Origin of the sequence: Kitasatospora sp. NPDC091335 (assembly GCF_044757205.1) — a bacterium.
GTDB lineage: Bacteria > Actinomycetota > Actinomycetes > Streptomycetales > Streptomycetaceae > Kitasatospora.
In genome coordinates, this window is record NZ_JBIVUM010000001.1 from 152,668 (window position 1) to 177,057 (window position 24,390).

The following is a 24,390-nucleotide window of genomic DNA, read 5'->3' on the forward strand; positions in this document are numbered from 1 at the left end:
GCATTTGGTGGCCACGGACTACTACGCGGTACTCGGCGTCCGACGGGATGCGGGGCAGGACGAGATCAAGAAGGCGTTCCGGCGCCTGGCACGCGAACTGCACCCGGACGTCAACCCGGACCCGAAGACGCAGGAGCGGTTCAAGGAGATCAACGCCGCTTACGAGGTGCTCTCCGACCCGCAGAAGCGTCAGGTCTACGACCTCGGCGGGGACCCGCTGTCCCCGGGCGGCGGTGGCGCGGGCGGCTTCGGCGCCGGCGCGGCGGGATTCGGCTTCTCCGACATCATGGACGCCTTCTTCGGCGCCGCGGCGGGCCAGCGCGGCCCGCGCTCGCGCACCCGCCGGGGCCAGGACGCCATGATCCGGCTGGAGATCACCCTGGAGGAGGCCGCCTTCGGCACCACCAAGGAACTCCAGGTCGACACCGCCGTCACCTGCACCACCTGCAGTGGCGAGGGCGCGGCCCCCGGCACCTCGGCGCAGACCTGTGACATGTGCCGGGGCAAGGGCGAGGTCTCCCAGGTCACCCGGTCCTTCCTGGGCCAGGTCATGACCTCCCGCCCCTGCCCGCAGTGCCAGGGCTTCGGCACCGTCGTGCCGACCCCCTGCCCGGAGTGCGCCGGCGACGGCCGGGTGCGCGCCCGCCGCACCCTGACCGTCAAGATCCCGGCCGGTGTCGACAACGGCACCAGGATCCAGCTGGCCGGCGAGGGCGAGGTCGGCCCCGGCGGCGGCCCGGCCGGCGACCTGTACGTCGAGATCGCCGAGACCAGCCACAACATCTTCCAGCGGCGCGGGGACGACCTGCACTGCACCGTCACCATCCCGATGACGGCGGCCTCGCTCGGCACCCAGGTGCCGCTGCAGACCCTGGACGGACTGGAGGAGGTCGACATCAGGCCCGGCACCCAGTCCGGCCAGTCGATCCCGCTGCACGGCAGGGGCATCACCCACCTGCGCGGCGGCGGCCGGGGCGACCTGATAGTGCACGTCGAGGTGAAGACGCCCAGCAAGCTCGACGCCGAGCAGGAGGACCTGCTGCGCCGCCTCGCGGTGCTGCGCGGCGAGGAGCGGCCGTCCGGCCAGTTCGCGCCGGGCCAGCAGGGCCTCTTCTCCCGGCTGAAGGACGCCTTCAACGGCCGGTAGCCGTCGTCCGCGGAGGGGTGCCGGGGGGCCTGCCCCCGGCACCCCTTCCGTGTCCGCCCCCTCCGCCGCAACCCCCTCCCCCTCTCCGCCGCAGGCCCCTCCGGCCGCAGCCCCCTCCTGGAAGGTCCCCGTCATGACCGCGCCCGTCTTCGTCGTCGAGACCGAGCGGATCGCCGCCGCCGTGCCCGGGGCCGTGGTGCGCCTGGACGGCGCGGAGGGGCGGCACGCGGCCGCGGTGAAGCGGCTGGAGCCGGGCGAGGCGGTGACCCTGGCCGACGGGCTGGGACTCGGCGTGGAGGGCACGGTCGCCGAGGTGCTCGGCAAGGACGCGATCGACGTGGCGGTCGCCGCCGTGCGCCGCGAGCCGGAGCCCGCGCCGCGGATCGTCGTCGTCCAGGCCCTGCCCAAGGGCGACCGCGGCGAGCTGGCCGTGGAGACCATGACCGAGGCCGGCGTGGACGTGGTGGTCCCGTGGGCCGCCTCGCGCTGCATCACCCAGTGGAAGGGCGAGCGCGGCGCCAAGGCGCTCGCCAAGTGGCGCTCCACCGCCAGGGAGGCCGGCAAGCAGTCCCGCCGGCTGCGCTTCCCCGAGGTGCGCGAGCCGATGACCACCAGGCAGCTGGCGCCGCTCCTGGCGCGGGCCGCGTTCGCCGCCGTGCTGCACGAGGAGGGCGCCGAGCCGCTGGCGCACGCCGCGCTGCCGGAGACCGGGGACATCGTCCTGGTGGTCGGCCCCGAGGGCGGGGTCTCCCCGGAGGAGCTGGCCGCCTTCGCCGAGGCCGGCGCCAAGCCGTACCGGCTGGGCCCCTCGGTGCTGCGGACCTCCACCGCGGGGGTGGCCGCCGGCGCGCTGCTGCTCGGGCGCACCGGCCGCTGGTCGTAGCCCCCTCGTGCCGGTCGCGCACTCCGGTCCCGCCACTCGTGCACCCCGGCCGCGGCCGCCGCAACGGTGCCCGCGGGTGCGGTCCGGAGTCTCGGAAAACCGGCCCGGGGCGTACCCGCACCTGCCTAGGCTGGCCGGGTGACGGACTCCCTCAACACCTCTCCGACCACCTCGGCGGGCGCCTACCTGCGCCATCCCCACCTGCACGGCGACCTGGTCGCCTTCGTCGCCGAGGACGACCTCTGGCTCGCCCCGCTGGACGGCGGCCGGGCCTGGCGGCTGACGGCCGACCACCTGCCGGTCCACCACCCGCGGTTCTCCCCGGACGGCCGGCACCTCGCCTTCACCTCCACCCGGGACGGCGCCCCCGAGGTGCACGTGGTGCCGGTGGACGGCGGCCCGTCGCGCCGGCTCACCCACTGGGGCAGCCACCAGACCAGGGTGCTCGGCTGGACCGCCGACGGCCGCCCGATCGCCGCCACCAGCGCCGGCGAGGGCAGCCTGCGCCGCACCTGGGCGCACGCCGTGCCGCTGGACGGCGGCGAGCCGCAGCGGCTGCCGTACGGACCGGTCGGCGGGATCGCCTTCGAACCGGGCGGGGACGGGGTGCTGCTGAGCACCGTCAACGGCCGCGACCCGGCCTGGTGGAAGCGCTACCGGGGCGGCCGGGCCGGCCGGCTGTGGCTCGGCCGGCGGGAGTTCGCCCGCGTCCACGAGGAGCTGGACGGCCAGCTGGACTCGCCGATGTGGGTGGCCGGGCCCGCTCGGCCCGACGGCGGGCACGGCGGGAGGATCGCCTTCCTCTCCGACCACGAGGGCGTCGGCGAGCTGTGGTCCAGCCTCCCGGACGGCACCGACCTGCGGCGCCACACCACCGACCCGGACGGCTTCTACGCCCGGGGCGCCACCAGCGACGGCACCCGGGTGGTCTTCCACCGGGCCGGCGACCTCTGGCTGCTGGACGACCTGGAGGGCGCCGAGCCGCGCCGGCTCGACGTCCGCCCGGCCGGTCCGCGGGCCGGGCGCCGCCCCCGTCCGGTGCCCGCCGCGCACTGGCTGGAGTCCGTCGCCCCCGACCGCACCGGCCGGGGCAGCGCCGTGGTGGTGCGCGGCAGCGTGCACTGGCTGACCCACCGGGAGGGCCCGGCCCGGGTGCTGGACGAGACGCCGGGGGTGCGCGGGCGGCTGGTGCGGGTGGTGCCGGGCGAGGACGGCGCCCAGGGCGTGCTGTGGGTGTCCGACGCCGAGGGCGAGGACGCCCTGGAGTTCGCCCCCGACCTGCACGGCGCCGAGCGCCGCCGGCTGGCCGCGGGGCAGCTCGGCCGGGTCAACTCGCTGGTGGTCTCCCCGGACGGCAAGCAGGCCGCGCTCGGCGTGCACGACGGCCGGGTGCTGCTGGTCGCGCTGGCCGACGGCGCCGTGCACGAGCTGGACCGCAGCACCGACGGCGAGGCCGGCGGGCTGTCGTTCAGCCCGGACTCGGCCTGGCTGGCCTGGTCGCGCCCGGTGCGCGGGACGGGCCCGCACTCGCTGCGCCAGATCGTGCTGGCCAACCCGGCCACCAGGACGGTCGGCGAGGTCACCCAGCCGCGCTTCGTGGACACCTCGCCCTCCTTCACCGCGGACGGCCGCTACCTGGCCTTCCTGTCGGTGCGCAACTTCGACCCGGTCTACGACGCCCACGTCTTCGACCTGTCCTTCCCGAACGGCTGCCGCCCCTACCTGGTCACGCTGGCCGCCGACACGCCCTCCCCGTTCGGGCCGCAGCGGGCCGGGCGCCCGCTCGGCGGGGAGGAGGAGGAGCCGAAGGCCAGGAAGGCGGACGGCGAGGAGGCGGCCGCCGACGCCGCACCGGTCACCAGGGTGGACCTGGACGGCATCGCCGACCGGATCATCCCCTTCCCGGTCGAGGGCGGCCGCTTCGAGGAACTGGCCGCCGCCAAGGACGGCGTGCTCTGGACCAGGGCCCCGCTGATGGGTGAACTCGGCGACGAGGCCGCCTCGTTGGACGACGACCGGCCCCGCCCGGTGCTGGAGCGCTTCGACCTGCGCAAGCGCCGGGTGGAGCAGCTGGTGCACGGCCTGGACGGCTTCGCGGTCAGCGGGGACGGCACCCGGGTGGCCGTGCTGGACGAGGGCGAGCTGCGGGTCGTCCCGGCCGACCACAAGGGCGGCGACGAGGAGGAGACCACCGTCGACCTCGCCCGGCTGCGGGTGAGCGTCGACCCGGCCGCCGAGTGGCGGCAGATGTACGCCGAGAACGGCCGGCTGATGCGGGACAACTTCTGGCGCCCCGACCTGGCCGGCGTGGACTGGGCCGGGGTGCTGGAGCGCTACCGGCCGCTGGTCGAGCGGATCGGCTCGCACGACGAACTGGTCGACCTGCTCTGGGAGGTGCACGGCGAACTCGGCACCTCGCACGCCTACGTGCTGCCGTACGGCCGGTACACCGAGCCCGCCCGGTGCCAGGGCCTGCTCGGCGCCGACCTGGTCAGGGACGGTGAGCAGTGGCGGATCGCCCGCATCCTGCCCGGGGAGTCCTCCGACCCCAGGGCCCGTTCGCCGCTGGCCGCGCCCGGCGCCGCGATCCGCCCGGGCGACGCGGTGCTCGCCGTCAACGGCCGCCCGGTGGACCCGGTCGCCGGCCCGGCGCCGCTGCTGGCCGGCACCGCCGGGCAGCCGGTCGAGCTGACCGTGGCCGGGAAGGACGGCACCGACCGGCGCCACCCGGTGGTCGTCCCGCTCGCCGACGAGGAGCCGCTGCGGTACCACGACTGGGTGGCCGGACGGCGGGCCGTCGTCCGGGAGCTGTCCGGCGGGCGGCTGGGCTACCTGCACCTGCCCGACATGCAGACGGCCGGCTGGGCCCAGCTGCACCGCGACCTGAGCACCGAGATGGCCAGGGAGGGCCTGGTCGTCGACGTCCGGGGGAACCGGGGCGGCCACACCTCGCAGCTGGTGATCGAGAAGCTGGCCCGCCGGATCGTCGGCTGGGACGTCGTGCGGGATGTCGACCACTCGCTGCCCTACCCGTCGGACGCCCCGCGAGGTCCCGTGGTCGCGCTCGCCGACGAGTTCACCGGCTCGGACGGCGACGTGGTCGGCGCGGCCATCCAGGCGCTCGGGATCGGCCCGGTGGTCGGTGTGCGCACCTGGGGCGGGGTGATCGGCATCGACAGCCGCTACCGGCTGGTCGACGGCACCCTGGTCACCCAGCCCAAGTACGCGTTCTGGCTGGAGAACTACGGCTGGGGCCTGGAGAACCACGGCGTCGACCCGGACGTCGAGGTGCCGTTCGCCCCGCACCACTGGGCGGCCGGCGAGGACCCGCAGCTGTCCGAGGGCGTCCGGCTGGCCCTGGCCGCGCTCGCCGGGACCCCGGCCCGCACGGCTCCGCCGCTGCCCTGGGCGTAGCCGCGGCGCAGTGCCTCCCGGAGCGGGAAGTCGGCCGGTCCGACCTCCTGCTCCGGGGCGCGGGGGCGCCGGCCACGCCGCGCAGAGCGGCGGCCCCGAACACCTGGCGCCTCACCAGGCGCTGGCTGCTCGGCTTCGTCATCCTCGCGGTCGCCTTCCTCACTGAGGACTTCGACACGGACGACGGCGACGTCGTCGGCATCCGCGCGGTGCGCCGGAAGCACCTCCAGGAGTACCGGCAGGCCGTCGCCGGGCTCGGCTAGGCTGCGCCCGTACGGCCCCACCACCACCCGACGTACCGACTCCGAGGAGTAGCCGATGGCCGGCGAGCCCCAGCCCGACTGCGTGTTCTGCAAGATCGTGGCGGGCGAGATCCCCGCGACGGTGGTGCGCAAGACCGAACGCACCCTCGCCTTCCGGGACATCGCCCCCAAGGCGCCCCTGCACGTGCTGGTCATCCCGCACGTCCACTTCCCGAACGCCGCCGCGCTGGCCGCCGCCGAGCCGGAGGCCGCCGCCGAACTGCTCGCCGAGGCGGGCGCGGTGGCCAGGGACGAGGGCGTCGAGGACTACCGGCTGATCTTCAACACCGGTGCGGGCGCCGGGCAGACCGTCTTCCACGCACACGTCCACGTGCTCGGCGGCAAGCCCATGACCGAGAGCATGGTCTGATCCCAGGTGTCCCAGCGCGAACTCGTCGTCCTCGGCACCGCCAGCCAGGTGCCCACCCGGCACCGCAACCACAACGGCTACCTGCTGCGCTGGGACGGCGAGGGCCTGCTGTTCGACCCCGGCGAGGGCACCCAGCGCCAGATGCTGCACGCCGGGGTCACGGCCACCCAGATCACCCGGATCGCGGTGACCCACTTCCACGGGGACCACTGCCTGGGCCTCGCCGGGGTGATCCAGCGGATCAACCTCGACCGGGTCCCGCACCCGGTCGACGTCTACTTCCCGGCCTCCGGCGAGGTCTACTTCGAGCGGCTGCGGCACTCCACCGCCTACCACGAGACGGCCGTGCTGCGGCCCCGGCCGATCGACGAGCCGGGGCCGCTGCCCGCGCCCGGCGCCCGCTTCGCGCTGGACGCCGTCCGGCTGGACCACCCCGTCGAGTCCTTCGGCTACCGGCTGTCCGAGCCGGACGGCCGCCGGCTGGTGCCGGAGCGGCTCGCCGCGCTCGGCGTGCGCGGCCCGGCGGTGGGCCGGCTCCAGCACGAGGGCGCGATCGAGGCGGACGGCCGCACGGTGACCCTGGAGCAGGTCAGCGAGCCGCGGCCGGGCCAGAAGTTCGCCTTCGTGATGGACACCCGGCTGTGCGAGGGCGTGCACCGGCTCGCCGAGGGCGCCGACCTGCTGGTGGTCGAGGCGACGTTCACCGACGCCGACGCCCGCCTCGCCGAGGAGCACGGCCACCTCACCGCCGGGCAGGCCGCCAAGGTCGCCACCGAGGCCGGGGTGCGCACCCTGGTGCTGACCCACTTCTCCCAGCGCTACCCGGACCTCGGCGGGCACCTGGCCGACGCCCGCAGGCACTTCGACGGGGAGCTGGTGCTGGCCGCCGACCTCGACCGGGTGCCCGTCCCGCCCCGCCGCCCGGCGTGAACGCCGTGAACGGCCGGAAAAAGGGTTCGCGTCGCTCCCCGAACTGCCGCAGCATCGACGGGTGCGGCCCCGCCGCCCGCCACGGCGACCACGCTCGCGGCGTACCCTGGTGCCCCGGAGACACCGAGCGGCACACGAGACCACGGATGGGATGAGGCAGGCCCCGCGCCGACCTATGAGTGACACATCGCAGACCCGTACGAACGGACAGTCGCGCCCCGAACCCGCCGACGACGGCCGCGTCAGCGCCCGGTTCGTCATCCCCGAGAAGCACCCGATGGTCACCCTGCTCGGTGCCGCGGACTCGCTGCTGCGCGTGATCGAACAGGGCTTCCCCGCCGCCGACATCCACGTGCGCGGCAACGAGGTGACCGCCACCGGAGCCCGGGCCGAGGTCGCCCTCGTCCAGCGGCTCTTCAACGAGATGATGCTGGTGCTGCGCACCGGCCAGCCCCTGACGGAGGACTCCGTGGAGCGCTCCATCGCCATGCTCCGCAGCCAGGAGGAGGACCCGGACAGCCCGGCCCCCTCGCAGGTGTTCACCGCGAACATCCTGTCCAACCGGGGCCGCACGATCCGCCCGAAGACCCTCAACCAGCAGCGCTACGTCGAGGCGATCGACAAGCACACGATCGTCTTCGGCCTCGGCCCCGCCGGTACCGGCAAGACCTACCTCGCGATGGCCAAGGCCGTCCAGGCCCTCCAGGCCAAGGAGGTCAACCGGATCATCCTGACCCGTCCCGCGGTCGAGGCGGGGGAGCGGCTGGGCTTCCTGCCCGGCACCCTCTACGAGAAGATCGACCCGTACCTGCGCCCGCTGTACGACGCGCTGCACGACATGATGGACCCGGACTCCATCCCGCGCCTGATGGCGGCCGGCACTATCGAGGTCGCCCCGCTCGCGTACATGCGCGGTCGCACCCTCAACGACGCCTTCATCATCCTCGACGAGGCCCAGAACACCTCGCCCGAGCAGATGAAGATGTTCCTCACCCGCCTCGGGTTCAACTCCCGGGTGGTGGTCACCGGCGACACCAGCCAGATCGACCTCCCGGGCGGCACCCGCAGCGGCCTCAAGGTGGTCCAGGAGATCCTGGCCGGCGTGCCGGACATCCACTTCTCCGTCCTCACCAGCACCGACGTGGTCCGCCACAAGCTGGTCGGCCGGATCGTGGACGCCTACGAGCGCTGGGACGCCCGCCAGGAGGCCGAGGAGCCCGCCCCGGCGGCCCGCAAGCCCGCCCAGCGGCGGCCCGGCAAGGCCGCCGCACCCCGCGCACCCCGCGCACCCCGACAGTCCCATCGCACCGAAAGCTGAGCACAGAGCCCGTCATGTCGATCGACATCGCCAACGAGTCCGGTTGGGAGGCCGACGAGGAAGCCATCCTCGACGTCGCCCGCTTCGCACTGGACAAGATGCGGATCCACCCGCAGTCCGAACTGTCCGTGATCCTGGTGGACGGGGCGGCGATGGAGGAGCTGCACATCCAGTGGATGGACCTGCCAGGACCCACCGACGTGATGTCCTTCCCGATGGACGAGCTGCGTCCCGGCAAGGACGGCGAGGAGCTGCCGCAGGGGCTGCTCGGCGACATCGTGCTCTGCCCCGAGGTGGCCGAGCAGCAGGGCAAGGCGGCCCCCTCCAAGCACTCGATGGACGAGGAGCTGCAACTGCTCACCGTGCACGGTGTGCTGCACGTCCTCGGCTACGACCACGAGGAGCCCGAGGAGGAGGAGGAGATGTTCGCCCTCCAGAAGCGCATCCTGGACGACTGGCGGGCGGGCCGGGGCCTCGGCGGCATCTCCCCGGCCCCCACCACCCACTGAGCGCGGAGCCCGAACCCCTGTGAGTGGTGAGAGTACGAGCTTCATCCTGGGTGCCGTGCTGCTCGTCGTGCTCGGCTGGCTGGCCGCGTGCGCCGAGGCGGGCATCTCCCGGGTCTCCCGGTTCCGGGCGGAGGAGGCGGTGCGCAGCGGACGGCGCGGCTCCGCGCGGCTGCTGACCGTCGCCTCCGACCCGATCCGCTACCTCAACCTGGCCACCCTGATCCGGGTGGCCAGCGAGATGGCGGCGGCCGTCCTGGTCACCGTGGTCTGCGTGCGCAACGTCAGTCCGACCTGGCAGGCCGTGCTGCTGGCGTTCGGCGTGATGGTGCTGGTGTCCTTCGTCGCGGTGGGGGTCTCGCCGCGCACGATCGGGCGCCAGCACCCGGTGACCACCGCGGCCGCGGCCTCCTTCGTGCTGCTGCCGCTGGCCGCGGTGCTGGGCCCGATCCCGCGGCTGCTGATCCTGCTCGGCAACGCGCTGACCCCGGGCAAGGGATACCGGGAGGGGCCGTTCGCCTCCGAGGCGGAGCTGCGGGCGCTGGTGGACCTCGCCGAGAAGGACGACCTGATCGAGGACGAGGAGCGCCGGATGGTGCACTCGGTCTTCGAGCTGGGCGACACCATCGTGCGCGAGGTGATGGTGCCGCGCACCGACCTGGTGATGATCGAGCGGCACAAGACCGTGCGGCAGGCGCTCACCCTGGCGCTGCGCTCGGGCTTCTCGCGCATTCCCGTGGTCGGCGACAACGAGGACGACGTGGTCGGCATCGTCTACCTCAAGGACCTGGTGCGCCGCACCCACATCAACCGGGAGGCGGAGTCCGAGGAGGTCGGCGCGGTGATGCGCCCGGCCGTCTTCGTCCCCGACTCCAAGCCGGCCGGCGACCTGCTGCGCGAGATGCAGCAGCGCCGCTCGCACGTGGCGATCGTGATCGACGAGTACGGCGGCACGGCCGGCCTGGTCACCATCGAGGACGTCCTGGAGGAGATCGTCGGGGAGATCACCGACGAGTACGACCGGGAGATCGCCCCGGTGGAGGACCTCGGCGACGGCTCGTACCGGATCACCGCCCGGCTGCTGGTGGAGGACCTGGGCGAGCTGTTCGGCATCGAGCTGGAGGACGAGGACGTCGAGACCGTCGGCGGCCTGCTGGCCAAGCACCTGGGCCGGGTGCCGATCCCCGGCTCCGCCTGCGAGATCCCGCTGCCCGAGCCGGTCGCGGGCGGCCTGACCGGCATCCTGCTGACCGCCGAGTCCTCGGCGGGCCGGCGCAACCGGATCGGCTCCATGGTCGCCGCCCCCGTCCGCGCCGAGGACGCCGAGGAGTCCCCGGGCGAGTAGCGGGCGGGCGGTCGCCGAGCGACCATGGAGGGCATGACGCACAAACTTCGCGCGGAGTACGGCCCGCAGGGGGCGGCCGGCGGAGTCAAGTCCTGGCACGTGGTGCGGGACGAGGACCCGTCGGTGGCGCTCTGCGGCCGGACCATGTCCGACGACGCCGAGACCCGGCCCGAGGAGGAGTGGGGCACCGGGTTGCGCTGCTGCCAGCAGTGCGGCTCGCTCTACATGCACGAGACGCCGCACATGGAGAAGCTCCATCCCTACAGCTAGACCATGGCCGAGCTCTGGAGGTCGCCATGAAGCTGCAAGACACTCTGCCGTCCGTCGACAGACGACTCGCCCTGGTGTGGCGGGTCGGGGCGGGGCTCGGGGGGATCTTCCTGATCGTGTTCGGGTGCCTGGGGCTGGCCGACCACTCCGGCTTCCTGTCCACCCACGGTGACCGGATCGCCGGGCTGTCGACCAACGGGGCGCTGAGCATCCTGTCCATCGTGGCGGGCGCGGTCCTGGTGCTGGGAGCGGTGATCGGCGGGAACTTCGCGTCCAACCTCAACATGGCGGTCGGCGTGCTGTTCGTCCTGTCCGGCTTCTACGGCCTGGCGGTGCTCGGGCGGCCGGACGCCAACATCCTCAACTTCCGGATGTCGAACGTGCTGTTCGCGTTCGTCTTCGGGATCGTCCTGACGACCTTCGGCATGTACGGCAGGGTGAGCAGCCACCTGCCGCACGACAACCCGTTCTGGCGCGAGCGCGCCGAGCACGAGGAGGCGCGGCCGACCGGGCCGAAGACCTTCGTCAAGGTCCTCAGGCCGAACCCGGGGCGGACCCACCCGGTCGGCCACTGACCGGCGCCGGGTGCCTATGCTCGGCGGCATGAGTGACATCGTCGAGCTCGACCCCGAAGACAAGAAGATCATCACCCTGGCCCGCTCGGCCCGCGCCCGCAACGGCGTCGCCGAGGGGGCCGCGGTGCGTGACGAGACCGGTCGCACCTACGTGGCCGGGACGGTCGCGCTGGAGTCGCTGCGGCTGAGCGCCCTGCGGACGGCGGTGGCGATGGCGGTGGCCAGCGGCGCCAGGTCGCTGGAGGCGGCGGCCGTGGTGAGCGAGGCGGAGCAGCCGGACGAGGCGGATCTGGCGGCCGTACGGGACCTGGGCGGGGCCGGGACGCCGGTGTTGCTGGCCGGTCCCGACGGGACGCTGCGGGTGGCCGCCGAGGCGCGCTGAGACTCGGCGGGGGGCCCGCACGGGGCCCGTACGGGGCTGCTACGGGCCTCGGCGCGGGGAGGCCCGCACGGGGCCGTCGGGGGTCCCGTGGCGGGCCTTCGGCGACCGTGCCGACCGGCATGGCCCTCGGCCGTGCCCGGCAGATAATCTCACCGGGGGGAGTGGACTCGGTGAGGGGGCTGGGGGCATGGGGGCGGTGGCGTTCTTCGCCGGGCTGCTGCTGTTCGTGATGGGGCTGGGCAAGTGGCAGGAGACCAAGTCGGACGTCTGGCTGTTCGGCTCGCTCGGCTTCCTGCTGGCGCTGGTGGTGGTCTCGCTGATCCCCACCGGCGGCAAGGGCGGGAAGGGCGGCAAGAAGGGCTGAGCGGGTGTCCTGAAACCCCCGGAGGCGGGCCCGGACGGCGGGGCTCCGGTGATCAGGGAGAATGGAGCCCATGAATGCCCCTTCCTCCTCGTACCGCTCCGGGTTCGCGTGCTTCGTCGGCCGGCCCAACGCGGGCAAGTCGACCCTGACCAACGCTCTGGTGGGGACGAAGGTCGCGATCACCTCCGACCGCCCGCAGACCACCCGGCACACCGTGCGCGGCATCGTGCACCGCCCGGACGCCCAGCTCGTGCTGGTCGACACCCCCGGTCTGCACAAGCCGCGCACCCTGCTCGGCGAACGCCTCAACGACCTGGTCCGCACCACCTGGGCCGAGGTCGACGTGATCGGCTTCTGCCTGCCCGCCGACCAGAAGATCGGCCCCGGCGACAAGTTCATCGCCAAGGAGATCGCCGGGATCAAGAAGACCCCGAAGGTCGCCATCGTCACCAAGACCGACCTGGTCGACTCCAAGCGCCTGGCCGAGCAGCTGATCGCGATCCACCAGCTCGGCATCGAGCTGGGCTTCGAGTGGGACGAGATCATCCCGGTCTCCGCCGTGGGTGGTCAGGCAGCGGGACGCAGTCCCTCGGACAAGGGTGGTGGTGGGCGAGGGGCCGGCCAGGTCGAACTGGTCGCCGACCTGCTCACCAAGCTGCTGCCGGAGGGCGACCAGCTCTACCCGGAGGGTGACCTCACCGACGAGCCCGAGCAGGTCATGGTCGCCGAGCTGATCCGCGAGGCCGCGCTGGAGGGCGTGCGCGACGAACTGCCGCACTCGCTGGCCGTCGTGGTCGAGGAGATGCTCCCGCGCGAGGGCCGCCCGGCGGACCGCCCGCTGCTGGACATCCACGCCAACGTCTACATCGAGCGGCAGAGCCAGAAGGCGATCGTGATCGGCGCCAAGGGCGCGCGGCTGAAGCACGTCGGCACCACCGCCCGCAAGCACATCGAGGCGCTGCTCGGCACGCCGGTCTACCTGGACCTGCACGTCAAGGTCGCCAAGGACTGGCAGCGCGACCCCAAGCAACTGCGCAAGCTGGGCTTCTGAACCGGGGGCTTCCGGACCGGGGGCTCGTGAACCACGGCCCCTGACGGGGGAGTTCACCACGGCGGGACCGTCGAGGGCCCGGCCGGACGTTTCGCGTCCGGCCGGGCCCGTGTCGTCGGTCCGGCCCCACGGGGCGTCAGGCGGGGGGCCGCCCGGCCCCTTCCCGGCGCTAGGCGCCCTCGCGCAGCACCAGGGAGACCAGCTCGCGCTGCGAGTCGGTGAGCTTCGGGTCGGCGCAGTGCACCGTCCGGCCGTCGACGGTGATCTCGTAGTGGAAGCCGTCCGGCACCCCGTACGAGGGCGCGCGCAGCCCGCCCGCGACGGCCTCGCGGGCGAGTGCGTGCACGTGCGGGGCGTCCGTGCGGTCGGCGGTGTCGATCTCCGCATGGCGGACGATCCCCGCGAAGCCGCCGGTCCGGGTCACCTGGATACGCATGGTGTCCATGGTGCTACCCGGGGAGGGGGTTTGCCGGGCTTTTCCCGGACCGTGACCTTAAGCCCGCCTCAACCCGGTCTCAACCATCACCGGGCCCGGACCGCCGCCCCCGGAGCGCCACCCGCGGGCCGCCGACCGCCCGGGCCGCCGGGCGCCGTCACCCCGGGCTGACCCCGACCTGCGCCCAGGAGGCCGTGACGGTGTCCACCACCGACCGGTCGCCGGGGTAGCGGGCCCCGGCGGCGGCCACGGTGGCCCGGGCGAAGGCGGTGAAGTCGGCGTCGGCGGGCAGCGTGCGCCCGGTCAGCGCGTCGTACCAGATCCGCCCCGCGCGCTCCCAGGCCGAGCCGCCGAGCGCGGTGGCCAGCAGGTAGAACGCGTGGTTGGGGATGCCGGAGTTGATGTGCACCCCGCCGTTGTCCTGGGAGGTGTCCACGTAGTCCCGCATGTGCGCGGGCTGCGGGTCCTTGCCGAGCCGCGGGTCGTCGTAGGCGGTGCCGGGCGCCTTCATCGAGCGCAGTGCCACGCCCTGGACACCGGGGGCGAGCAGCCCGGCGCCGATCAGCCAGTCGGCGTCGGCGGCGCCCTGGTGCAGCGCGTACTGCTTGACCAGCGAGCCGAAGACGTCGGAGACCGACTCGTTGAGCGCGCCGGGCTGGTCCTGGTAGTCCAGGCCGGCGGTGAACTGGGTGACGCCGTGGGTGAGTTCGTGGCCGATGACGTCGATGCAGGCGGTGAAGTCGCCGAACACCACGTTGTCGCCGTCGCCGAAGACCATCTGGTGGCCGTTCCAGAAGGCGTTGTCGTAGTCGCGGCCGTAGTGGACGCTGGCGTCCAGCCGCAGGTTACGGTCGTCGATCGAGTGCCGGCCGAAGGCGTCGGCGTAGAGCGCGAAGGTGGCGCCCAGGCCGTCGTAGGCGCGGTTGACGGAGCTGTCGGAGGACGCGCCCTGCCCCTCGGCGCGCACCCGGCGGCCGGGCAGCCGCTGGCCGTGGGCGGCGTCGCAGACCACCCTGCTGAGGCCGGGGGCGCCGGCGACGGCCGGGGGCGGGGCGAGGCGGGCCGCGCGGTGCGCGGCGTCGAGGGCGAGGGAGTGGACGGCGGGCTCGTGACCGGCCTCGGCGAGGTGGTCCAGGACGTACGGCGGGACGATCGTGCAGAGCGGCACTGCTGCGGTCATGTCGCCCAGGGTGAGGCCTCGATGACTTGTTGTCACCACCTTTGACGGGACCGGCCGGTGTCTCAAGGAGTGGAACGGAAGCCCGGATCACTTCGGGGGCGCGCGGCGCTGGGTTACGCTGGGGCCATCATGCGCAACGGGCTGCTTCTTCTTAGCTGCCGCGTCGAGGGCCTGTAGTCCACAGGGGCCGGCACCCTCGCCGCGGGGAACGAGCTGTGCGCGCAATCGGCGATCCGACGGTGTATCGCGAGCGGCAGCAGAGGCCGGCCAGTCGGTGTCGACCAGGTGTCGACCACCGGACCCGCCCGCAGTACGCATCACAGGAAGCCGAGTCACCTCCATGACCGAGCAGAACTCCGCCGCGCCCGTCCCCGCCGGCCGCCCCTTCGTCGACCGCCCCACCCCGATCACCGCCGCCTCGGTGCGCCAGCGCCCGTCCGGCATGCGGTACGGGCGCTACCTGCCGTTCGGCACCGTGGACCTGCCGGACCGGACCTGGCCGGAGAAGGTGATCACCAAGGCGCCGCGCTGGCTCTCCACCGACCTGCGGGACGGCAACCAGGCGCTGATCGACCCGATGTCCCCGGCCCGCAAGCGGATGATGTTCGACCTGCTGGTGAAGATGGGCTACAAGGAGATCGAGGTCGGCTTCCCCTCCTCCGGCGCCACCGACCACGCCTTCGTACGGTCGCTGATCGAGGAGGGGGCGATCCCCGAGGACGTCACCATCTCGGTGCTGACGCAGGCCCGCGAGGAACTGATCGAGAAGACCGTGGAGTCGCTGGTCGGCGCCCCGCGGGCGACCGTCCACCTGTACAACGCGACCGCGCCGCTGTTCCGCCGGGTGGTGTTCCGCAACGACAGGGCGGCCACCAAGGCGATCGCCACCGAGGGCACCCGGCTGGTGATGGAGTACGCGGAGAAGCTGCTGGGCGAGGACACCGCCTTCGGCTACCAGTACTCGCCGGAGATCTTCGTCGACACCGAGCTGGACTTCGCGCTGGAGGTCTGCGAGGCGGTCATGGACGTCTGGCAGCCGGGCGAGGGCCGCGAGATCATCCTGAACCTGCCCGCCACCGTCGAGCGGGCCACCCCCAACGTCCAGGCCGACCAGTTCGAGTGGATGTCGCGCCACCTGTCCCGCCGCGAGTCCGTCTGCCTGTCGGTGCACCCGCACAACGACCGCGGCACCGCCGTCGCCTCCGCCGAGCTGTCCTACATGGCCGGCGCGGACCGCATCGAGGGCTGCCTGTTCGGGCAGGGCGAGCGGACCGGCAACGTCGACCTGGTGACGCTGGGGATGAACCTGTTCTCGCAGGGCATCGACCCGCGGATCGACTTCTCCGACATCGACGAGGTGCGCCGCACCGCCGAGTACTGCAACCAGATGGAGGTGCACCCGCGCCACCCGTACGCCGGCGACCTGGTGTACACCTCCTTCTCCGGTTCGCACCAGGACGCCATCAAGAAGGGCTTCGACGTCCTGGAGGCGGACGCGAAGGCGGCGGGCGTGCCGGTGGAGGAGCACACCTGGGGCGTGCCGTACCTGCCGATCGACCCGAAGGACGTCGGCCGCACCTACGAGGCGGTCATCCGGGTCAACAGCCAGTCCGGCAAGGGCGGCGTGGCGTACGTGCTGAAGAACGACCACAAGCTGGACCTGCCGCGCCGGATGCAGATCGAGTTCTCCCGGATCATCCAGGCCAAGACCGACGCCGAGGGCGGCGAGGTCAGCCCGGCCGAGATCTGGCGGGTCTTCGAGGACGAGTACCTGCCGACCACCGACAACCCGTGGGGCCGGATCGCGCTGAGCGGCTCGCGCACCCTGACCACCGAGGACGGCCGGGACGCGCTGACCGCCGAGGCCCTGGTGGACGGCGCTCCGGTGACCATGACCGGTACCGGCAACGGCCCGGTCTCGGCCTTCGCCGACGCGCTGGCCAGGATCGGCGTGGACGTACGCGTCCTGGACTACGCCGAGCACGCGCTGAGCGAGGGCGGCGACGCCCAGGCCGCCGCGTACGTGGAGTGCGCGGTGGACGGCAAGGTGCGGTGGGGCGTCGGCATCGACGGCAACACCGTGCTGGCCTCGCTGAAGGCGATGATCAGCGCCGTCAACCGGGCGCAGCGCGACTGATTCGCGAGGGTGGTGTGCGAAGGGCCGTCCCGCGGGGCGGCCCTTCGCCGTGCCCGCCGCGCACCGCGCCCGGCGCTGTGTCCTGCGCCACATTTTTTCGGATCGGAAGCCGTTCGAGGTACTGACACGTGCCGGTAACCGTGGCAACATCGATCCACCGGAAAGCCGGGTCGGTGGGACGGCTCGGTGTCCGGTCGCGTGACCTGCCCATTGTCGAGCAGGCCGCCTGCCATGTCTGGGGAGTGGCGCCGTGACCAGGTTGTGGGGTGTTCGCCCGAGGTGGCGGACTGACGTTCTCGGTGACTTCTTCTGCCCCGGCTGTGGCGGGGACCGCAACTACCGCCGGCAGCACGGCCGGCGGTGGCTGCGGCTGCTGGGGACCCCGGTGGTCCCGCTCGGACCGGTGATCGGCAGTGTGCAGTGCACCGGCTGCCACGGCCGGTACGGCGTCGAGAGCCTGGAGCAGCCCACCAGCGTGCGCCTCGGCGCGATGCTGCGGGACGCGCAGTACACCATCGCGCTGGCCCTGCTCGCGGCCGGCGGCACCGCCCACCGGGCGGCCCGCGAAGCGGCCTGCGCGGCGGTGCGCGAGGCCGGGTTCGAGGACTGCGGCGAGGCCCAGGTGCTGGCCGCGCTCGCCGCGCTCTCCGGGCTCGGCGGTGAACTCCACGAAGCCCACGACCTGGGGGCACCTCCCGGCCGGGGGCTGGGGGAGTCCGGCGGGCTGGCCGTCGAACTGCACGCGGTGCTCGAACCGCTCACCCCGCACCTGGCCCACCACGGCCGCGAGCGGCTGCTGTTGCAGGGCGCGGGGATCGCGCTGGCCGACGGGCGCTACCTGCCGCAGGAGCGCGACGCGCTGGCCGCGGTCGGGCAGTGCCTGGACCTGCCGAAGTCCAGGGTCGGGGCGCTGCTGGAGGCGGCGACCCGGGCACCGTACAAGTAGCCGACGGCGCGACCGGTCGACGCTACGGACGACCGGCCGCACGACCGCGGGCCGCACGACCGACGGCCGCGCGAACGACCGACGGCACGGATCAGCCGACGGCACGAACAGTCCGGTGGCGCCACACCGGGATTCCCGCAGACCACTCCGAATCCCCCACAAAACGGGCCCGGACTCCCCCCCTCCGGGCCCGCCGTGACCCGCACCGCAGTGGTCCTCCCCCACGGCCCCGGTGCGGGCAACACGGCTGTCCGGCACCGGTGCCGGGTGGGGGAGAATGGTCTCCATGAGTCTTTTCCGGGACGACGGCGTCGTGCTGCGGGCGCAGAAGCTCGGCGAGGCCGATCGGATCATCACCCTGCTGACCCGCCACCACGGCAAGGTGCGGGCGGTCGCGCGCGGGGTGCGGAAGACCAAGTCCAAGTTCGGCGCCCGGCTGGAACCGTTCTCGCACGTGGACGTGCAGTTCTTCAGCCGGGGGAGTGAGCTGATCGGCCGCGGGTTGCCGCTCTGCACCCAGGTGGAGACCATCGCGCCGTACGGCGGTTCGATCGTCACCGACTACGGCCGCTACACCGCCGGCACCGCGATGCTGGAGACCGCCGAGCGCTTCGCCGAGAACGAGGGCGAACCGGCCGTCCAGCAGTACCTGCTGCTGGTCGGCGCGCTGCGCACCCTGGCGGCCGGACTGCACGAGTCGCACCTGGTGATGGACGCCTTCCTGCTGCGCTCGCTCGCGGTGAACGGGTACGGCGCGAGCTTCACCGACTGCGCCAAATGCGGCCTGGAGGGGCCGAACCGTTTCTTCTCGCTCCCCGCGGGCGGGGTGCTCTGCGGGGACTGCCGAGTGCCCGGATGTGCCGTACCCTCCCCTGAGACACTGGTACTGCTCGGGGCGCTGTTGTCAGGGGACTGGCAGACGGCCGATTCCTGTGAGCCCCGGTACTGGCGGGAGGGCAGCGGCCTGGTCGCGGCCTATCTGCAGTGGCACCTGGAGCGGGGCATCCGCTCGATGAGATACGTGGAGAAGTGAGCACATGGCAGCGCGACGGCTCTTCGGCGGCGGCAAGCAGAGGGCGTACGTCCCCCCGACCCCGCACCCCAGCGGCGCACAGCCCCCGAAGATCCCCGGCGAGCTGGTCCCCGGCCACGTCGCCATCGTGATGGACGGCAACGGCCGTTGGGCGAAGGAGCGCGGGCTGCCCCGCACCGAGGGCCACAAGGTCGGCGAGTCCGTGGTGCTGGACGTGCTCAAGGGCGCCATCGAGCTCGGGGTCAAGAACATCTCGCTGTACGCGTTCTCCACCGAGAACTGGAAGCGCTCGCCCGACGAGGTGAAGTTCCTGATGAACTTCAACCGGGACGTCATCGCCCGCCGCCGCGACGAGATGGACGCGATGGGCGTGCGGATCCGCTGGGCGGGCCGGATGCCCAAGCTGTGGAAGAGCGTCGTCCAGGAGCTCCAGGTCGCCGAGGAGCAGACCAGGGACAACGACGCCGTCACGCTCTACATGTGCGTCAACTACGGCGGCCGGGCCGAACTCGCCGACGCGGCGCAGGCGATCGCCCAGGACGTCGCGGCCGGGAAGCTGGACCCGAAGAAGGTCAACGAGAAGACCCTGGCCAGGTACATGTACCACCCGGACATGCCGGACGTGGACCTGTTCCTGCGCCCCAGCGGTGAGCAGCGCACCTCCAACTTCCTGCTCTGGCAGTCGGCTTACGCCGAGTTCGTGTTCCAGGACGTGCTCTGGCCGGACTTCGACCGGCGTGACCTGTGGCGCGCCTGCGAGCAGTACGCGATGCGCGACCGGCGCTTCGGCGGGGCGATCCCGAACGAGGTCGGCGCGCCCGTCCCGTCGCCGCGCTGAGGCGCTCCGGCACCTGCCTCGGACCCGTACGACGGACCCGTACGACGGACCCGTACGAAGGAGAGGACCCACCGGCTACCCGGTGGGTCCTCTCCTTCGTACGGGCCGTGCTCAGATCCTCTTGGCGCACTCCGCGCAGGTCCCGAAGATCTCCAGGGTGTGCGCGATGTCGCTGAAACCGTGCTCGGCGGCGACCGAGTTGGCCCAGCGTTCCACCGCGGGGCCCTCCACCTCGACGGTGGCACCGCAGTGCCGGCAGACCAGGTGGTGGTGGTGTCCGCTGCTGCACCGGCGGTAGACCGCCTCGCCGTCGGCGGTGCGCAGCACGTCCACCTCACCGGCGTCCGCGAGTGACTGGAGCGTGCGGTAGACCGTGGTCAGACCGACGGAGTCCCCGCGGTGCTTGAGCAGGTCGTGGAGCTCCTGCGCGCTGCGGAAGTCCGCGATCTCGTCCAGGGCGGCCGAGACGGCGGCACGCTGCCGGGTCGATCGGGCGCGCGGCGACGGGCCTGCGGTGGTCACCGTGGGTCCTCCTGGGGTCGTGGGCGTCTCGCACATCATTGTGCCAGCCCGGCCCCCCGCCCAGGGGTGGTCGTGTCGGAGGGACCGGAGGCGGCCTGTTCCGGCAGTTCGACGTCGCAGACCTTCGGCCCGTTCTCGGCCGCGCCGCGGTGGCGCCGTCGGGCGAGCGGGGCGGCGAGCAGGCTGAACACCGCGAAGACCGCGATGGCGAGCAGCACGATGGCCGGCCCCGAGGGCACGTCGAGGTGGTAGGAGCCGGTGACGCCGGCCAGCGAGACGATCACGCCGAGCGCGATCGAGGCGGCCTGGGTGGCGGCGAAGGAGCGGGTGAGCTGCTGGGCGGCGACCACCGGGACCACCATCAGCGCGCTGACCAGCAGCAGCCCGACCACCCGCATGGCGACCGTGACGGTGACCGCGGCCATCACCGCGAGCAGCAGGTTGAGGGTGCGCACCGGCAGACCGGTGACCCGGGCGAAGTCCTCGTCCTGGCAGATCGCGAAGAGCTGGCGGCGCAGGCCGACGGTGACCGCGATGACCACCGCGCCGAGCCCCGCGATGACGGCCAGGTCGGCGGGGGCGACGGTGAGGATGGAGCCCCACAGGTAGCTCTCCAGGGAGCCGGCCCCGGCCTGCGCGGAGAGCGAGACCAGCAGCTTGCCGCAGGCCATGCCGCCGTAGAAGAGCATCGCGAGGGCGATGTCGCCGCGCTGGTTGCCGCGCGAGCGGACCAGCTCCATGGTGACGGCGCCGAGCACGCAGACCAGCACGGCCATCCAGACCGGGCTGGTCTGGAAGACGAAGCCGAGGCCGACGCCGGTCATCGCGACGTGGCCCATGCCGTCGCCCATCAGCGCCTGGCGGCGCTGCACCAGGTAGATGCCGACGGCCGGGGCGGTGATCCCGACCAGGACGGCGGCGAGCAGCGCGCGCTGCATGAAGTCGTAGGAGAGCATCTCGGTCATGCGAGCAGCCTCGGCGGGGTCAGGTCGGCGTGCGGGTGGACGTGGTCGTGGCCGGGCAGCGCGTGCAGGCCGGTGTTGGGCACGGGCGGGCCGTCGTGGGCGACGCAGCCGTCCCGCAGTACCACGGCGCGGTCGATCAGCGGCTCCAGCGGCCCGAGTTCGTGCAGCACGAGGAGGACGGAGGCGCCGCGGCCGACCTCGGCGCGCAGGGTGTCGGCCAGCACCTGCTGGCTGGCGGCGTCCACGCCGGCCATCGGCTCGTCCATGATCAGCAGGTCGGGGGAGCCGACCAGGGCGCGGGCGATCAGCACCCGCTGCTGCTGGCCGCCGGACAGGTCGGCGACGCCGTCCTCGGCCCGCTCCAGCATGCCGACGGCGGTCAGCGCGCGGTCCACCGCCTCGCGGTCCCTGCGGCGGAACGGCAGCAGCCGGTGCTGCGGCAGCCGCCCGGTGGAGACCACCTCGCGCACGGTGGCGGGGACGCCGGAGGCGGCGGTGGTGCGCTGCGGGACGTACCCGATCCGGTGCCAGGCGCGGAAGGAGCGGCGCGGGGTGCCGAACAGTTCCAGGGTGCCCTGCTCCAGCGGGACGGAGCCGATCACGGCCTTGACGGTGGTCGACTTGCCGGAGCCGTTGGCGCCGAGCAGGGCGACGACCTCGCCGGGGCGGACGGTGAGGTCGACGCCGCGCAGCACCGGCCGGCCGCCGCGCGAGGCGACGGCGTCACGGAGGCGGACGGCCGGGGGTATCGGGTCGGTCATGGTGCGGATTCCCGTCAGCTGGTGGCGGCAGGGGTGGTGGTGCCGGCTCCGGGGGTCCCGGCCGGAGTGGTGGCGTCGGTCGCGGCGGGGGCGGCCGGGGCGCCGAGGGCGGCCTGGAGGTTGGCCAGGTTCTGCCTCATGACGGACAGGTAGTCGTCCTTGGCGGTGTCCTTGACGCCCTCCAGGGGGTCCAGGACGGCGGTCCTGAGGCCGAGGTCCTTGGCGACGGTGTCGGCGAGCTTGGGGTCGACCAGGGTCTCGAAGAAGATCGTGGTGACGCCGTTGTCCTTGGCGGCCTTCTGCACCGCGGTCAGGCGGGCCGGGGTGGGCTCGGACTCCGGGTCGACGCCGTTGATGGCGACCTGGGTGAGGCCGTAGTGGTCGGCGAGGTAGCCGAAGGCGGCGTGGCTGGTGACGAAGGTCTTCGTCCCGGTGTCCTTCAGTCCGGCCCGGAACTCCTGGTCGAGCGCGGTGAGCCTGGTGACCAGGTCGTCGGTGTTCTTCCGGTAGTCCTCGGCGTGGGACGGGTCGGCCTTGGCGAACTCGTCGCCGACGCTCTTGGCGATCGCCGCGTAGCGGGTCGGGTCGAGCCAGATGTGCGGGTCGCCGGCCGGGCCCTCGTGCTTGTGGCCCTCGCCTCCGTGGCCCTCCTCCTCGGTGCCCTCGTCGAGGTGGTGGTCGACCAGCGGGGCGGCGGCGGTGGCGTCGATCTTGTGCTTGCTGGACGACTGCGCGACGGCCTGGTCGACGGTGGGCTGGAGGCCCTTGAGGTAGATGATCGCGTCGGCCTTCTGGACCGTGCCGACCTGCTTGGCGGTGAGCTCCAGGTCGTGCGGCTCGACGCCGGCCGCGGTGAGGTCGGTGACCGCGACGTGCTCCTTGCCGATCTGCTGGGCCAGGTACTCCATCGGGTAGAAGGACGCGACGACCTTCAGCCTGCCGCTGCCGTCCGCGGCGCCGCCGCTGCCTCCGCAGGCCGTGAGGGCCAGCGAGGCGGCGAGGGCGGTGGTGCCGATGGCTATGGAGCGGCGAGCGCGTCGTCGAGTCAGTCCGATCATCATGACAATCATTCTCATCTTAGATGGAAATGATTGTCAACTCACTCGGACGGGTGAACGGAAGGTGACGGAGGGTGGGGGCGGCCGGACGATACCGATTTGAATCACGTACCCGTATGGCCGGTAACCTGAGGTATTCGGGTACGCGTAACCAGCCGTGCCCTGACCGTGCCGTACGTACTGAAGAGAGCACTGTGGCCGCCGACAAGATCGACACGATCGTCAGCCTGAGCAAGCGCCGTGGCTTCGTCTACCCCTGCAGCGAGATCTACGGCGGCACGCGTGCCGCCTGGGACTACGGACCGCTGGGTGTCGAGCTCAAGGAGAACATCAAGCGCCAGTGGTGGCGTGCGATGGTCCAGGCCCGTGAGGACGTCGTCGGACTCGACTCGTCGGTGATCCTCGCCCGCGAGGTGTGGGAGGCCTCCGGCCACGTCGCGACCTTCAACGATCCGCTGACCGAGTGCCTCTCCTGCCACAAGCGCCACCGGGCCGACCACCTGGAGGAGAAGTACGAGGCCAAGCACGGCTTCCCGCCGCCGAACGGCCTCAAGGACGTCAACTGCCCCGACTGTGGCACCAAGGGCCAGTTCACCGAGCCCAAGGACTTCTCGGGCATGCTGAAGACCCACCTCGGCGTCACCGAGGAGGCGAGCGGCCTCGCGTTCCTGCGCCCGGAGACCGCCCAGGGCATCTTCACCAACTTCAAGGCCGTCCAGACCACTTCGCGCAAGAAGCCGCCGTTCGGCATCGCCCAGACCGGCAAGAGCTTCCGCAACGAGATCACCCCCGGCAACTTCATCTTCCGGACCCGCGAGTTCGAGCAGATGGAGATGGAGTTCTTCGTCAAGCCGGGTGAGGACGAGGAGTGGCACGAGTACTGGCTCCAGCAGCGCTGGGACTGGTACGTCGGCCTCGGCCTGCGCACCGAGAACATGCGCTTCTTCGAGCACCCGAAGGAGAAGCTCTCCCACTACGCCAAGCGCACGGTGGACATCGAGTACCGCTTCAACTTCGGCGGCACCGAGTTCTCCGAGCTGGAGGGCGTGGCCAACCGCACCGACTACGACCTGCGGGTGCACAGCGAGGCCTCCGGCCAGGACCTGAAGTACTTCGACCAGGAGTCCGGCGAGCGGTACTTCCCGTTCGTCATCGAGCCGGCGGCGGGCCTCAACCGCGCCATGCTGGCGTTCCTGATCGACGCCTACTTCGAGGACGAGGCGCCGAACGCCAAGGGCGTCATGGAGAAGCGCGTCGGCATGCGGCTCGACCCGCGGCTGGCCCCGGTCAAGGTCGCCGTCCTGCCGCTGTCGCGCAACGCCGAGCTGTCCCCGAAGGCCCGCGGCCTGGCCGCCGACCTGCGCACCGCCTGGAACGTCGAGTTCGACGACGCCGGCGCGATCGGCAAGCGCTACCGCCGCCAGGACGAGATCGGCACGCCGTTCTGCGTCACGGTCGACTTCGACACCCTCGAGGACAACGCGGTGACCGTCCGCGACCGCGACACCATGTCGCAGGAGCGGGTCTCGCTGGACCAGGTCAAGGCGTACCTGGGCGCGCGGCTGATCGGCTGCTAGGCGGGTCCCTGTTCGAGGAGCCCTCGTCAGCTCCGGTGGGGCGGGCGAGGGCTCCTTGCCGTCCGGGGGCTTCCCCGGCC

24 protein-coding genes are annotated in these 24,390 nt (G+C 72.7%); 18 read left to right on the top strand and 6 right to left on the bottom strand.

All coding sequences use genetic code 11. The annotated features are described in order from the left end of the window. Positions 1 to 7 precede the first annotated feature (7 nt). From dnaJ to ACIQOW_RS00720, 13 genes are all read left to right on the top strand, one after another. Complete coding sequence (gene dnaJ / locus ACIQOW_RS00660) at positions 8 to 1,147, top strand: molecular chaperone DnaJ (RefSeq protein ID WP_188298262.1); 1,140 nt, start codon at positions 8 to 10, stop codon at positions 1,145 to 1,147. A 133-nt stretch (positions 1,148 to 1,280) separates the two neighbouring features. Continuing rightward, positions 1,281 to 2,030 (top strand): 16S rRNA (uracil(1498)-N(3))-methyltransferase, encoded by a 750-nt coding sequence (locus ACIQOW_RS00665; RefSeq protein WP_401078039.1) that lies wholly within the window; start codon positions 1,281 to 1,283, stop codon positions 2,028 to 2,030. 138 nt (positions 2,031 to 2,168) lie between these two features. After that, positions 2,169 to 5,444, top strand: coding sequence for a PDZ domain-containing protein (locus ACIQOW_RS00670; protein ID WP_401078042.1), 3,276 nt, complete (start codon positions 2,169 to 2,171; stop codon positions 5,442 to 5,444). Positions 5,445 to 5,762: 318 nt separating this feature from the next. Then, on the top strand, positions 5,763 to 6,116 hold the full coding sequence (locus ACIQOW_RS00675) for an HIT domain-containing protein (protein WP_401078045.1): 354 nt from the start codon (positions 5,763 to 5,765) through the stop codon (positions 6,114 to 6,116). A 6-nt stretch (positions 6,117 to 6,122) separates the two neighbouring features. Next, positions 6,123 to 7,046: a ribonuclease Z gene (locus ACIQOW_RS00680; protein WP_401078048.1), complete on the top strand. Its 924-nt coding sequence runs from the start codon at positions 6,123 to 6,125 to the stop codon at positions 7,044 to 7,046. 277 nt (positions 7,047 to 7,323) lie between these two features. Next, positions 7,324 to 8,364, top strand: a complete 1,041-nt coding sequence (locus ACIQOW_RS00685; protein ID WP_401079751.1) for a PhoH family protein — start codon at positions 7,324 to 7,326, stop codon at positions 8,362 to 8,364. 14 nt (positions 8,365 to 8,378) lie between these two features. Next, the gene (gene ybeY, locus ACIQOW_RS00690) at positions 8,379 to 8,873 is read left to right on the top strand and encodes an rRNA maturation RNase YbeY (RefSeq protein ID WP_188298269.1); all 495 of its coding nucleotides are present in this window, start codon (positions 8,379 to 8,381) and stop codon (positions 8,871 to 8,873) included. Positions 8,874 to 8,892: 19 nt separating this feature from the next. Then, positions 8,893 to 10,215 carry a hemolysin family protein gene (locus ACIQOW_RS00695; RefSeq protein WP_401078053.1) on the top strand — a complete coding sequence of 441 codons (1,323 nt, stop codon included), beginning with the start codon at positions 8,893 to 8,895 and terminating at the stop codon, positions 10,213 to 10,215. A 33-nt stretch (positions 10,216 to 10,248) separates the two neighbouring features. Beyond that, positions 10,249 to 10,485, top strand: a complete 237-nt coding sequence (locus tag ACIQOW_RS00700) for a hypothetical protein (RefSeq protein ID WP_188298271.1) — start codon at positions 10,249 to 10,251, stop codon at positions 10,483 to 10,485. A 26-nt stretch (positions 10,486 to 10,511) separates the two neighbouring features. Next, entirely contained in the window at positions 10,512 to 11,060 is a 549-nt protein-coding gene (locus tag ACIQOW_RS00705; RefSeq protein WP_401078057.1) for a DUF4383 domain-containing protein, read from the top strand. A 28-nt stretch (positions 11,061 to 11,088) separates the two neighbouring features. Next, a complete protein-coding gene (locus ACIQOW_RS00710; protein WP_188298273.1) occupies positions 11,089 to 11,442 on the top strand; it encodes a cytidine deaminase in 354 nt (117 codons plus the stop codon). Between the two features lie 187 nt (positions 11,443 to 11,629). Beyond that, positions 11,630 to 11,806 (top strand): hypothetical protein, encoded by a 177-nt coding sequence (locus ACIQOW_RS00715; RefSeq protein WP_188298274.1) that lies wholly within the window; start codon positions 11,630 to 11,632, stop codon positions 11,804 to 11,806. A 70-nt stretch (positions 11,807 to 11,876) separates the two neighbouring features. Beyond that, positions 11,877 to 12,857 carry a GTPase Era gene (locus tag ACIQOW_RS00720; RefSeq protein WP_401078062.1) on the top strand — a complete coding sequence of 327 codons (981 nt, stop codon included), beginning with the start codon at positions 11,877 to 11,879 and terminating at the stop codon, positions 12,855 to 12,857. Between the two features lie 169 nt (positions 12,858 to 13,026). On the opposite strand, the gene ACIQOW_RS00725 is transcribed toward ACIQOW_RS00720, so the two are convergent. Beyond that, positions 13,027 to 13,293, bottom strand: coding sequence for a protealysin inhibitor emfourin (locus ACIQOW_RS00725; RefSeq protein ID WP_188298276.1), 267 nt, complete (start codon positions 13,291 to 13,293; stop codon positions 13,027 to 13,029). 157 nt (positions 13,294 to 13,450) lie between these two features. Further along, on the bottom strand, positions 13,451 to 14,473 hold the full coding sequence (locus tag ACIQOW_RS00730; RefSeq protein ID WP_401078067.1) for a M4 family metallopeptidase: 1,023 nt from the start codon (positions 14,471 to 14,473) through the stop codon (positions 13,451 to 13,453). A gap of 340 nt (positions 14,474 to 14,813) precedes the next feature. On the opposite strand from ACIQOW_RS00730, the gene leuA reads away from it, so the two are divergent. The 4 genes from leuA to ACIQOW_RS00750 all read left to right on the top strand — a co-directional run bounded on the left by leuA (position 14,814) and on the right by ACIQOW_RS00750 (position 19,427). Further along, positions 14,814 to 16,610 carry a 2-isopropylmalate synthase gene (gene leuA, locus ACIQOW_RS00735; RefSeq protein WP_401078070.1) on the top strand — a complete coding sequence of 599 codons (1,797 nt, stop codon included), beginning with the start codon at positions 14,814 to 14,816 and terminating at the stop codon, positions 16,608 to 16,610. Positions 16,611 to 16,860: 250 nt separating this feature from the next. Further along, a complete protein-coding gene (locus ACIQOW_RS00740; RefSeq protein WP_401078073.1) occupies positions 16,861 to 17,556 on the top strand; it encodes a TerB family tellurite resistance protein in 696 nt (231 codons plus the stop codon). A gap of 286 nt (positions 17,557 to 17,842) precedes the next feature. Beyond that, complete coding sequence (recO, locus tag ACIQOW_RS00745) at positions 17,843 to 18,589, top strand: DNA repair protein RecO (RefSeq protein WP_401078076.1); 747 nt, start codon at positions 17,843 to 17,845, stop codon at positions 18,587 to 18,589. 4 nt (positions 18,590 to 18,593) lie between these two features. Beyond that, positions 18,594 to 19,427 carry an isoprenyl transferase gene (locus tag ACIQOW_RS00750; protein WP_401078079.1) on the top strand — a complete coding sequence of 278 codons (834 nt, stop codon included), beginning with the start codon at positions 18,594 to 18,596 and terminating at the stop codon, positions 19,425 to 19,427. 111 nt (positions 19,428 to 19,538) lie between these two features. Here the strand turns inward: ACIQOW_RS00750 and ACIQOW_RS00755 are convergent, their stop codons facing one another. From ACIQOW_RS00755 to ACIQOW_RS00770, 4 genes are read right to left on the bottom strand one after another with little or no spacing between them, the layout of a single operon-like run. Next, positions 19,539 to 19,949 carry a Fur family transcriptional regulator gene (locus ACIQOW_RS00755; protein WP_188298282.1) on the bottom strand — a complete coding sequence of 137 codons (411 nt, stop codon included), beginning with the start codon at positions 19,947 to 19,949 and terminating at the stop codon, positions 19,539 to 19,541. 35 nt (positions 19,950 to 19,984) lie between these two features. Continuing rightward, positions 19,985 to 20,914: a metal ABC transporter permease gene (locus tag ACIQOW_RS00760; protein ID WP_401078083.1), complete on the bottom strand. Its 930-nt coding sequence runs from the start codon at positions 20,912 to 20,914 to the stop codon at positions 19,985 to 19,987. Next, a complete protein-coding gene (locus ACIQOW_RS00765; RefSeq protein ID WP_401078086.1) occupies positions 20,911 to 21,675 on the bottom strand; it encodes a metal ABC transporter ATP-binding protein in 765 nt (254 codons plus the stop codon). Before ACIQOW_RS00765 ends, ACIQOW_RS00760 begins: the two co-directional genes overlap by 4 nt. Before the next feature lie 14 nt (positions 21,676 to 21,689). Continuing rightward, on the bottom strand, positions 21,690 to 22,736 hold the full coding sequence (locus ACIQOW_RS00770) for a metal ABC transporter substrate-binding protein (protein ID WP_401078090.1): 1,047 nt from the start codon (positions 22,734 to 22,736) through the stop codon (positions 21,690 to 21,692). Positions 22,737 to 22,927: 191 nt separating this feature from the next. Here ACIQOW_RS00770 and ACIQOW_RS00775 point away from each other — a divergent pair, with 191 nt between their 5' ends. Continuing rightward, positions 22,928 to 24,310 carry a glycine--tRNA ligase gene (locus ACIQOW_RS00775; RefSeq protein ID WP_188298285.1) on the top strand — a complete coding sequence of 461 codons (1,383 nt, stop codon included), beginning with the start codon at positions 22,928 to 22,930 and terminating at the stop codon, positions 24,308 to 24,310. Positions 24,311 to 24,390 lie beyond the last annotated feature (80 nt).